Below are 1,765 nucleotides of genomic sequence, written 5' to 3' on the forward strand. Positions count from 1 at the left end.
TACAGACCCAAACAGTCTTTGCTCTGGCCGATCAGGTAATTCATTGTGAGCACTTGCCGAGTGCCGGCGACGTCGTCGATTAAGGAGGTGATCCAGCCGCAGGTTCCCCTACGGCTACCTTGTTACGACTTCACCCCAGTCATGAACCACACCGTGGTGATCGCCCTCCGAAGTTAGGCTAACCACTTCTGGTGCAGTCCACTCCCATGGTGTGACGGGCGGTGTGTACAAGGCCCGGGAACGTATTCACCGTGACATTCTGATTCACGATTACTAGCGATTCCGACTTCACGGAGTCGAGTTGCAGACTCCGATCCGGACTGAGACCGGCTTTATGGGATTAGCTCCACCTCGCGGCTTTGCAACCCATTGTACCGGCCATTGTAGCACGTGTGTAGCCCTACCCGTAAGGGCCATGATGACTTGACGTCGTCCCCACCTTCCTCCGGTTTGTCACCGGCAGTCTCCCTAGAGTTCCCGACCGAATCGCTGGCAAATAGGGACAAGGGTTGCGCTCGTTACGGGACTTAACCCAACATTTCACAACACGAGCTGACGACAGCCATGCAGCACCTGTCTGTGCGCTCCCGAAGGCACCCATCCATCTCTGGAAAGTTCGCACGATGTCAAGGGTAGGTAAGGTTCTTCGCGTTGCATCGAATTAAACCACATGCTCCACCGCTTGTGCGGGCCCCCGTCAATTCATTTGAGTTTTAACCTTGCGGCCGTACTCCCCAGGCGGTCGACTTATCGCGTTAACTGCGCCACAAAGGTCTCAAGGACCCCAACGGCTAGTCGACATCGTTTACGGCGTGGACTACCAGGGTATCTAATCCTGTTTGCTACCCACGCTTTCGCACCTCAGCGTCAGTGTCAGTCCAGAAGGCCGCCTTCGCCACTGGTATTCCTCCCGATCTCTACGCATTTCACCGCTACACCGGGAATTCTACCTTCCTCTCCTGCACTCTAGCCTGACAGTTCCGGATGCCGTTCCCAGGTTGAGCCCGGGGCTTTCACAACCGGCTTATCACGCCGCCTACGCGCGCTTTACGCCCAGTAATTCCGATTAACGCTCGCACCCTCCGTATTACCGCGGCTGCTGGCACGGAGTTAGCCGGTGCTTCTTCTGTGAGTGATGTCCTTCCTCCGGGGTATTAACCCGAAGGCCTTCTTCCTCACTGAAAGTGCTTTACAACCCGAGGGCCTTCTTCACACACGCGGCATGGCTGGATCAGGCTTCCGCCCATTGTCCAATATTCCCCACTGCTGCCTCCCGTAGGAGTTCGGGCCGTGTCTCAGTCCCGATGTGGCTGATCATCCTCTCAGACCAGCTACGGATCGTCGCCTTGGTGAGCCATTACCTCACCAACCAGCTAATCCGACATAGGCTCATCCGATAGCGCAAGGTCCAAAGAGCCCCTGCTTTCCCCCGTAGGGCGTATGCGGTATTAGCCTGAGTTTCCTCAGGTTATCCCCCACTACCGGGCAGATTCCTATGCATTACTCACCCGTCCGCCGCTCGACGCCTGGAAGCAAGCTTCCATCGTTTCCGCTCGACTTGCATGTGTTAGGCCTGCCGCCAGCGTTCAATCTGAGCCATGATCAAACTCTTCAGTTTCAAAGCTTGATAGTGCATTGAGTGCACCAAACTTGGCTCAAGGTTCAAACGTCTCGTTTGACGAGTCGCTTGCCTTGATATTCAGTGACTGGTCACCGACATCTCGACAAGCGCCCACATGAATTACCTGATCGATTGTTAAAGAGC

The 1,765-nt window shown here is 55.5% G+C and carries 1 rRNA gene; it reads right to left on the reverse strand.

The features are described 5' to 3' along the window. Positions 1–80 precede the first annotated feature (80 nt). A 16S ribosomal RNA gene (locus tag FHR97_RS20005) occupies positions 81–1,618 on the reverse strand. Positions 1,619–1,765 lie beyond the last annotated feature (147 nt).

Source organism: Halomonas stenophila (assembly GCF_014192275.1).
In the GTDB taxonomy this organism is placed as follows: Bacteria; Pseudomonadota; Gammaproteobacteria; order Pseudomonadales; family Halomonadaceae; genus Halomonas; species Halomonas stenophila.